Below are 8,356 nucleotides of genomic sequence, written 5' to 3'. Positions count from 1 at the left end.
GCCTAGCCGCATGGAACCCACACCCCTCGAACCCGTCGACGAGACCTGGGAACGCGCCCTCGTTGTCGTGGCGCATCCAGATGACATCGAGTTCGGCGCTGCAGCCGCCATCGCCCGATGGACCGATCAGGGCAAGACGATCGTCTACTGCATGGTGACCAGTGGTGAGGCCGGTATTGACAGCATCCAGCCCGCGGATTGCCGCGAGATCCGTATCGGCGAACAGATCGCTTCAGGACGGATCGTCGGCGTTGAGCAGGTCGATTTCCTCGGGCTTCCGGACGGGACACTCGAGTACGGCGTGCCGCTTCGCCGCGCCATCACCGGGGCGGTGCGTGAACACCAACCAGACATCATCATCACGAACAACTTCCGCGAAAACTGGGGCGGTTCAATGCCCAACCAGCCCGACCACATGGCTGTCGGCCGTGCGGCGCTCAACAGTGCGGGCGACGCGGGCAACCGGTGGATCTATCCAGAACAGCTCGCGAACGGTCTCGAGCAGTGGGGCGGCGTCAAGCAGGTGTGGGCTGCCGGCTCACCTGACAGCCAGCATGGCGTCGACACGACCGACACGTTCGACCGCGGAGTCGAGTCGCTGCGGGCCCACCAGGCGTACATCGACGGACTGGGCTGGGAGGACTTCGATCCGGCTGAATTCCTCGCGGGGATGTCTCGACCGACCGGCACACGGCTCGGCGTCACCCACGCCGCTGCATTCGAAGTCTTCTCGCTCGTGTGGGGTGAGTGAAACCCGACCCTCGCCCAGCCGGACGAGCCTTGCGAACACCAATTCGTCCAGGCCGCAGGTAGCCGAGGTCACGAGCCATTGACTGTTGTCGCGAGAGCCCACGCGGCCTCAAAAGTCCCGGCTACCGAGCCAAGACAGCAAAACCCCCGCCGAGGCGGGGGTTACTGCTCCCCCACTTGGACTCGAACCAAGAACCCTCCGATTAACAGTCGAATGCTCTGCCAATTGAGCTATGGGGGACCGGCTCCTCACTGCGGAGGAGCACGGTCGACAACTTTAGCAAGCCGGGCCCGGAGTTGTCGCATCGCCTTGCCCTCGCGGGTACGTACCTGCGCGACGCTCAGACCCAGTCGGTCGGCGACCACGTGTCGCGGCAACGGTGACCCTGCGGGTTCGGACAGGCCGAACCGGGCACGCAGCACGTCGGCGAGCTCCGCCGGCATTCCGTCGAGCAGTCCCCGGTCATCACCGTCCGGGACCTCCGTAGGGCGATCGTGGTCCTGCAACGACAGCTCGTTCCTCCGGTCGACCGTCATCGCGGCACCGATCCAGTGCCACGCATAGGTCGCCAGACGGGCCCCGCGATCCGGATCGAAGCGATCGATCGCGCGGATCAGGCCTATCGCGCCGGACTGCACGGCATCCCGCAAGTCCTCGCCCTGCAGGCCACGCTGCCTGGCTCTCAACGCCACTGCGCGCATGCCCGAGGTGATGAGAGCTTCGCGGGCGTGGTGGTCGCCATGGTGTGCCAGTCGGGCAAGGGCGCGCTCCTGAGCAGGCTCCATGGGCGGCAGGGCGAGCAGGTCACGCACAAATCGGTCCATCACCCCACGCTCGGCGGATGGAGGACCTCCCGCTGTCAGCGCCGCCGCGCCTGTGGACCGATTCGACCTCGAGATCAGCTGGGGACGTCGCCGCCCAACGAGCGGTCACGCAACGAGCGGAACTGCTGCTCGAGAGCGATGAGCTCACCGAACATGCGGTTGTATGCCTCGGCCTGCTCGATCGGGTTGGTGCGCTGAAGCTTGGACTTCAGATCGGCCAGCTGACGGCCGCAGGTCAGCAGCTGGAGCCGAACGATGACCGAGGTCACCACGGCCTCGGTGTTGTTCTCACGCGCGCGCATGGGCTCGACCGCCGCGATCGACAGCACCCTCTTGGCATCAGGGCTGTCGACCGAGTCGGACAGTCTCGGCAGCCAATTCGAATCGGGGCCCGTCGGCCAGGTCATGTCCTGGATGTGCGTCCATAGCTGCTTGGACACCGGGTGGGTGAAATCGTTGTCGTCGAGGTCGTCGGCATGCCGGCCCGCGAGGTGCGGATGCTGCACGATCGCCTTGAGCGCCTCCCGCTCATCGGCGAACTGCGGCAGCCCGAAGTTGACCGCCGGACTTGGCAGGTCGTCCGGCGGAGCGTCGATCGTCACCGTTGCCGTCGCGGGAGCCCCCTTGGGCGAAGCCGCCGCACGACGGCGATGCTCCGCGCGGACCTGCTCGATGTCGGTGCCGACCCGCCCGGCAATCTCGCGGAGCAGCGCGTCCACCTTGGACTTGTCGCGGATCGCCGAGCTCAGCGAGACGGCCTCGCGCACCGCGTCGACTCGTTGATCGCCGCGGTCGAGGTCGTACTTGCCGAGCATGTTGTCGAGGACGAACCGGTACAGCGGAATTCGGGACGCGACGAGCTCGCGAACCGCGGCGTCGCCGTCGGCCAGCCTGAGATCGCACGGGTCCATGCCGCGCGGCTCGACCGCGACGTAGGTCTGGGCGACGAACTGCTGGTCACCGCCAAAGGTCTTGAGCGCGGCACGCTGACCGGCCTCGTCACCATCGAACGTGAAGATGACCTCACCGTGGAAAGCGTCATGATCGAGCATCAGCCGCCGCAGCACGCGGGCATGATCCTCTCCGAATGCCGTGCCGGAGGTCGCGATCGCAGTCGTCACGCCTGCCTCGTGGCACGCCATGACGTCGGTGTAGCCCTCGACGATGACCGCCTGGCTCGAGGACGAGATCGAACGCCGAGCCAGGTCGAGCCCGTAGAGGACCTGGCTCTTCTTGTAGATCGGCGTCTCGGCCGTGTTGAGGTACTTGGCCTCGATGCGGTCGTCGTCGAACATGCGTCGGGCACCAAAACCCACGACGTCTCCAGTCATCTCCCGGATCGGCCAGAGAACGCGGCCGCGGAATTTGTCGTAGAGACCGCGCGAGCCGCTTGCGGCCAGGCCGCCGACCGTCAGCTCCTCGTCGGTGAACCCCTTGGCCTTGAGGTGCGCCACGAGCGCCTCTCCCCCGCGGGGCGCGAAACCCATGCCGAACTTCTCAGCGGCTGCCTGATCGAACCCACGGTCCTGGACGAACTGGCGGCCGACCTGGGCGTCGGGCGACGACTGCAGGGTCGTGGCGTAGAACACGCCTGCCTCACGGTGCGCCTCGAGCAGTCGCTGACGCTGCTGCGGATCGCGTCGTGGGCCGGCATTGCCCCCCTCCTCGTAGTGCAAGGTGATGCCGACCTTGACCGCCAGGCGTTCGACCGCTTCGACGAACGACAGTCCTTCGATCTCCATGAGGAACTTGTAGACGTCTCCCGAGGCCCCACAGCCGAAGCAGTGATAGAAGCCCTGCACGGGACGCACGTTGAACGACGGCGACTTCTCGTCGTGGAAGGGGCACAAGCCCTTGCGCGCTCCACCCCCGGCGTTGCGCAGCGTGACGTACTGCTCGACGACCTCGTCAATCCGGGCTCGCTCGCGGACGAGTTGGATGTCGTCGTCCTTGATGCGCCCGGCCATGTGGTGAATGCTAGTCGGCCCCGCCTACGCGCAGGACCGCTAGTGCAGGAGCCGCAACGCCCACGCGTGCGCGGAGACGTCCGTCAGGCTCGCGACCTGGTCGATCACGACCCGACGGCGCGCCGCGTCGTCGGTGGCGTGGTTGAAATCGAGGGCGAACTCCGCCTCGAGCTCGGTGCCATCGGAGCGGTCGAGCACCTCGACCAACGCGGACAGCAGCTCGCGCTGCCGACCCAGCGCCCCGACCCGGTCGTCCGAGCGCATGACGTAGTGGGCGGCGATCGACTTGAGCACGGTGATCTCGTCGCGGGTGTCATCGGGCACCTCGAGATCGGCGGCGAATCGAATCAATGGCCCGCCACCCCAGCACTGGACCGTCGCGAGCTCTGCGGCGTGGGCGAAACGCCCGATCAGGGCGCTCGTGAGGCTCTTGAGCACGGCTCGCTCGGCCCGACTGCCGTCGAACCGTGTCGTCGGCCATTCGGGCATCTCCTGCAGCCGATCGAGGGCGGCATCGAGACGGTCGTCGGCGGCGTCCGGGGTGTACCAGTCGCGGGCAACGCCGTGGATCGCTTCACGGTCAAGCTCACCCGAGCGAAGTCCGAACCAGCCACCGACGACGCCGTCCTCGACGTCGTGGACCGAGTAGGCGATGTCATCTGCCAGATCCATGACCTGCGCCTCGATCGGCCTCCGCTTGGCCGGCGCAGCGTCACGCAACCAGCTGAACACCGCGAGATCGTCCGCATATGCTCCAAACTTGCCGCTTCCGTCGGGTGCCTCACCACGCGGCCACGGATACTTGACGCAGGCCGACAACGTCGCACGCGTGAGGTTCAGACCAACGCTCGTGCCGGCCGAAGTGAATGCCTTGGACTCCAAGCGGCTGAGGATCCGCAGAGTTTGCGCGTTGCCCTCGAATCCGCCACAAGACTGCGCCGCCTCGTCGAGGGCGACTTCGCCGTTGTGGCCGAACGGCGGATGGCCGAGATCGTGGGCCAGGGCGGCGGAGTCGACGATGTCGGGGTCGCAGCCCAGGGACTTGCCGAGCTCGCGCGCCACCTGGGCAACCTCGAGCGAGTGGGTGAGCCTGTTGCGGACGAAATCGTCGAATCCGGCGCCCATCACCTGGGTCTTGGCCGACAACCGGCGCAGAGCCGCCGAGTGCACCACCCTCGCGCGGTCCCGCTCGAAGGGCGTCCGGCCGGCGCGCTTGGGTGGCTCGTCGACGAAGCGCTCGCGGGCCTCGTCGCCGTAGGGCACCTGCGTGTGACTCACTCGCGCAGGCTATCGCGCCGACACCTCAGAACTTGCCGTTGCGTGGGCGGGGCTGGCACTGGGGGCACCAGAAGGACGAGCGGTTCATGAACGAGTCGCGACGGATCGGCGTGCCGCACCTTTGGCAGGGCCGGCCCTCCTGCCCATATGCCTGGAGCGAACGGTCGAAGTAGCCGCTGTTGCCGTTGACGTTGACGTAGAGCGCATCGAACGACGTGCCGCCCTGTGCCAGCGCTTCCCGCATGACGTCGCCAACATGACCCAGCAGGCCTTCGATCTCGCGTGTCCGCAGGTGCCGCGTGTTGCGCGCGTAGTGCAACGGTGTGCGCCACAGCGCCTCGTCGGCGTAGATGTTGCCAACACCCGAGATCAACGTCTGGTCGAGGATCGCACGCTTGACGCCGGTCTGACGCTTGCGTAGTCGAGCCGCGAACTCTGCAGGGTCGAACCGTGGGTCAAGCGGGTCGCGTGCGATGTGCTCGATCTCGGGGGGAAGCTCGGCGCCGTCCTCACTGAACGCCATGCCGCCGAAGATCCGCTGATCGGCAAACCGGAGCTCGCGTTCGTCATCCAACGTCAGCGCGATGCGCAGGTGCCGCGGATCGGCGGCGTCGGCCGCCGAGATCAGGAACTGCCCGCTCATGCCGAGGTGGCACAGGACGGCATCCCCGTGGTCGAGCTGCAACCACAGATATTTGCCGCGGCGGGCGGCGCCGACGACGGTGCGTCCTTCGAGCCGATTGACGAAATCCGACACGCCGGGCAGGTGACGACGAACCGAGCGGACGTCGTGCACGACGACCCGCGTGATGGTTCGACCGACGACGTGGGAAGCGATGCCGAGGCGGACGACTTCGACCTCTGGAAGCTCTGGCACGCGTCGAGCCTAGACCTGGTCGGTGACCGCGCCCTCGACGCTGGCGTTGATCGCGCGCCAGGCGATCTCGGCGACCATCTGCTCGGCTTCCTTCTTGGAGCGGCCTGTTCCGCCGCCATAGACCTGCTCGCCCACATGCACCTCGGCGGTGAAGGACTTGTTGTGATCGGGTCCGGTCCCCTCGAGCACGTAGCGCGGGACGCCCAGATCGCTGATCGCGGTGATCTCCTGCAACGAGGTCTTCCAGTCGAGCCCCGCGCCGAGCTCGGCTGCGACCGCGATCACCGGGTCGAAGACGCGGTGGATGACCTCGGCCGCCCGCTCGATGCCGAACTGCACGTAGATCGCGCCCAGGAGGGCCTCCACGGTGTCGGACAGGATCGAGGCCTTGTCGCGCCCGCCGGTGGCTTCTTCGCCCCGGCCGAGGCGAACGTGATCACCGATGCCGAGGGTGCGGGCGACCTCCGCCAGCGCCTTGGCGCTCACGACAGCGGCCCGCAGCTTTGCGAGTTGTCCCTCAGGCAGATTGGGGTGCCCGGTGAACAGTGTGTCCGTGACAACCACCCCCAACACCGCGTCGCCCAGGAATTCCAGCCGCTCGTTGTTGGGAACACCACCGTTCTCGTACGCGTACGACCGGTGGGTCAGGGCATGTCGAAGCAGCCCCTCGTCCAGGTCCTCCACACCGAGGACCTGCCGGAGCGCATCAGCATTGGCTGCTGCAGCGATCAGAGGACCTGGCGACGCTCGCCGCGAGCTCCGTACTGTCCGCACTTGGTGCACGCATGGTGCGGCTGCACCTTCGAGTCACACGCGGGGTTGGCGCAGTCGACGATCGCCGTGGCAGTCGTCTTCCACTGCGAACGACGGTGGCGCGTGTTGCTGCGCGACATCTTCCTCTTCGGGACTGCCACGATCTACTCCTTGCTGTCGTCGGACGAGGTGTCCGACACTGATCGGTCGGCTGGCGGGACCGGTTGCTCCGCCAGCTGGCTCAGTGACGCCCATCTCGGGTCGATCACCTCACCATGTGTGTGCTCTGGATCATCCGCAATCCGTGCCCCACAATCGGGGCACAGTCCCGGACAGTCCGGACCACACACGGGGTTGTGCGGCAGCGCAAGCACCACCGCGTCCCGTAGGACGGTCTCGAGGTCGAGCAGGTCGTCCTCGAGGTAGAACTCCTCTTCTTCGGCCTCTTCCTTGTCAGAAGGTGCCTCGAAGAGGTACAGCTCCTGAAATCCCACCACGACAGCTTCGTCGATCGGGTCCAGGCACCGCACACACTCACCCACGGCCCGCGCCGAGATGGTGCCTGTTGCCAGCACACCTTCCATGATGACCTCGAGCCTGAGCTCGATCTCCATCGGGGAATTCTCGGGAACGGCGTAGACGTCGTAACCCATTCTTGCCGGCGCCGGGACTGTCAAGGTGTGGGTGCGTTCGGCGCCCGGTCTACGACCCATCGCGTGGGTGTCGAAAACCAATGGTCCCGAAAGCACGTTCGCCCATCCGTTCAAGTGCACGACAAAACTTCGACCCGCAAGCAGGCCGACGTAAATCTTAACCCGCCGGGACGCACCGAGGCCAATCGCACTCGCCGGTGTGGGCGGCTGGTGGCACGATACGCGGTATGTCCGAGGGCACTGTGCTTCACGCTGACCTCGATGCGTTCTACGCGTCGGTCGAGCAGCGCGACGACCCCTCCCTGCGCGGACGGCCCGTCATCGTGGGCGGCGGCGTCGTGCTGGCTGCCAGCTACGAGGCGAAGGCCTGCGGGGTGCGCACCGCCATGGGAGGACGTGAAGCGCTGCGGCTGTGCCCCGATGCGGTCGTCGTCCCGCCACGCATGAACGCCTACACGCAGGCCAGCCGCGATGTGTTCGAGGTCTTCCACGACACGACCCCCCAGGTCGAAGGGCTCTCGATCGACGAGGCATTTCTCGAGGTCGGCGGGTTGCGACGCATCCGCGGGCTCCCCTCGTCGATCGCCGAACAGCTCCGCGTCGACGTGCGCGCGCGGGTCGGGCTGCCTATCTCGGTCGGCGTCGCCCGCACCAAGTACTTGGCCAAGGTGGCCAGCGCGGTGTCCAAACCCGAGGGGATGCTCGTCGTGCCGGTCGAGGACGAGCTCACCTTCCTGCACGCGCTGCCGGTCGAACGCCTGTGGGGCGTCGGCAGGGTCACCTCGCAAAAGCTCCGCGACGCACGGATCATCACGGTTGGCGATGTCGCCGGGCTCCATGAGATCGAGCTCGTGCAGCTGCTCGGCCCCGGAGCCGGGCGCCACCTGCACGCCCTGGCGCACAATCACGATCCCCGGCCCGTGGTCGTCGGCAAGCGTCGCGGCTCGATGGGCGCACAGCAGGCGATCGGCCGTGGGCCGCACACCGCCGCGGAGCTTGACCTCGCGCTGCTGACCCTCGTCGACCGGGTCACGGCTCGGATGCGGGCCGCCGGTCGCACGGGGCGCACCGTGACGATCCGACTGCGATTCGGAGACTTCACCCGATCGACCAGCTCGCACACCCTTGACCGATCGACGGCGCACAATCTCACGGTGCTCGACATCGCTCGGCAGCTCCTGCGGTCGAGGCAGGGCGCGATCGCCGAACACGGCATCACCCTCATCGGAATCTCAGTCGGATCGCTCGATGAC

The 8,356-nt window shown here is 66.9% G+C and carries 9 protein-coding genes and 1 tRNA gene; 2 read left to right on the top strand and 8 right to left on the bottom strand.

Translation table 11 applies throughout. From position 1 onward, the window contains the following. The first annotated feature begins 10 nt into the window (after window positions 1-10). Window positions 11-751, top strand: coding sequence for a PIG-L deacetylase family protein (locus tag WB461_RS03130; RefSeq protein ID WP_423851263.1), 741 nt, complete (start codon window positions 11-13; stop codon window positions 749-751). 167 nt (window positions 752-918) lie between these two features. On the opposite strand, the gene WB461_RS03125 is transcribed toward WB461_RS03130, so the two are convergent. The 8 genes from WB461_RS03125 to WB461_RS03090 all read right to left on the bottom strand — a co-directional run bounded on the left by WB461_RS03125 (window position 919) and on the right by WB461_RS03090 (window position 7,163). Further along, window positions 919-991 (bottom strand) — tRNA-Asn (locus WB461_RS03125). Between the two features lie 8 nt (window positions 992-999). Then, the gene (locus WB461_RS03120; protein WP_423851261.1) at window positions 1,000-1,575 is read right to left on the bottom strand and encodes a sigma-70 family RNA polymerase sigma factor; all 576 of its coding nucleotides are present in this window, start codon (window positions 1,573-1,575) and stop codon (window positions 1,000-1,002) included. A gap of 74 nt (window positions 1,576-1,649) precedes the next feature. Next, window positions 1,650-3,542, bottom strand: coding sequence for a DNA primase (gene dnaG / locus WB461_RS03115; protein ID WP_423851260.1), 1,893 nt, complete (start codon window positions 3,540-3,542; stop codon window positions 1,650-1,652). Window positions 3,543-3,581: 39 nt separating this feature from the next. Then, on the bottom strand, window positions 3,582-4,820 hold the full coding sequence (locus WB461_RS03110; RefSeq protein WP_423851259.1) for a deoxyguanosinetriphosphate triphosphohydrolase: 1,239 nt from the start codon (window positions 4,818-4,820) through the stop codon (window positions 3,582-3,584). Window positions 4,821-4,845: 25 nt separating this feature from the next. Continuing rightward, window positions 4,846-5,697 (bottom strand): bifunctional DNA-formamidopyrimidine glycosylase/DNA-(apurinic or apyrimidinic site) lyase, encoded by an 852-nt coding sequence (gene mutM, locus WB461_RS03105; RefSeq protein WP_423851258.1) that lies wholly within the window; start codon window positions 5,695-5,697, stop codon window positions 4,846-4,848. Between the two features lie 9 nt (window positions 5,698-5,706). After that, window positions 5,707-6,429 carry a ribonuclease III gene (gene rnc, locus WB461_RS03100; RefSeq protein ID WP_423851262.1) on the bottom strand — a complete coding sequence of 241 codons (723 nt, stop codon included), beginning with the start codon at window positions 6,427-6,429 and terminating at the stop codon, window positions 5,707-5,709. After that, window positions 6,426-6,611 (bottom strand): 50S ribosomal protein L32, encoded by a 186-nt coding sequence (rpmF, locus tag WB461_RS03095; protein WP_056607529.1) that lies wholly within the window; start codon window positions 6,609-6,611, stop codon window positions 6,426-6,428. Before rpmF ends, rnc begins: the two co-directional genes overlap by 4 nt. A gap of 3 nt (window positions 6,612-6,614) precedes the next feature. Beyond that, complete coding sequence (locus tag WB461_RS03090; protein WP_423851257.1) at window positions 6,615-7,163, bottom strand: YceD family protein; 549 nt, start codon at window positions 7,161-7,163, stop codon at window positions 6,615-6,617. A 167-nt stretch (window positions 7,164-7,330) separates the two neighbouring features. Here WB461_RS03090 and dinB point away from each other — a divergent pair. Further along, the coding region (dinB, locus tag WB461_RS03085; protein ID WP_423851256.1) for a DNA polymerase IV at window positions 7,331-8,356 on the top strand (1,026 nt) is incomplete at its 3' end.

The sequence above is a fragment of the Aeromicrobium sp. genome, assembly GCF_049587115.1.
In the GTDB taxonomy this organism is placed as follows: domain Bacteria; phylum Actinomycetota; class Actinomycetes; order Propionibacteriales; family Nocardioidaceae; genus Aeromicrobium.
Note: the sequence above shows the minus strand (reverse complement) of the source record. Positions and strands in the feature narration are given on the sequence as shown.

Coding starts and splice junctions, on each gene's coding strand:
- WB461_RS03130 (WP_423851263.1), top strand. CDS start 11: ATGGAACCCACACCCCTCGAACCCGTCGACGAGACCTGGGAACGCGCC.
- WB461_RS03120 (WP_423851261.1), bottom strand. CDS start 1,575: ATGGACCGATTTGTGCGTGACCTGCTCGCCCTGCCGCCCATGGAGCCT.
- dnaG (WP_423851260.1), bottom strand. CDS start 3,542: ATGGCCGGGCGCATCAAGGACGACGACATCCAACTCGTCCGCGAGCGA.
- WB461_RS03090 (WP_423851257.1), bottom strand. CDS start 7,163: ATGGGTCGTAGACCGGGCGCCGAACGCACCCACACCTTGACAGTCCCG.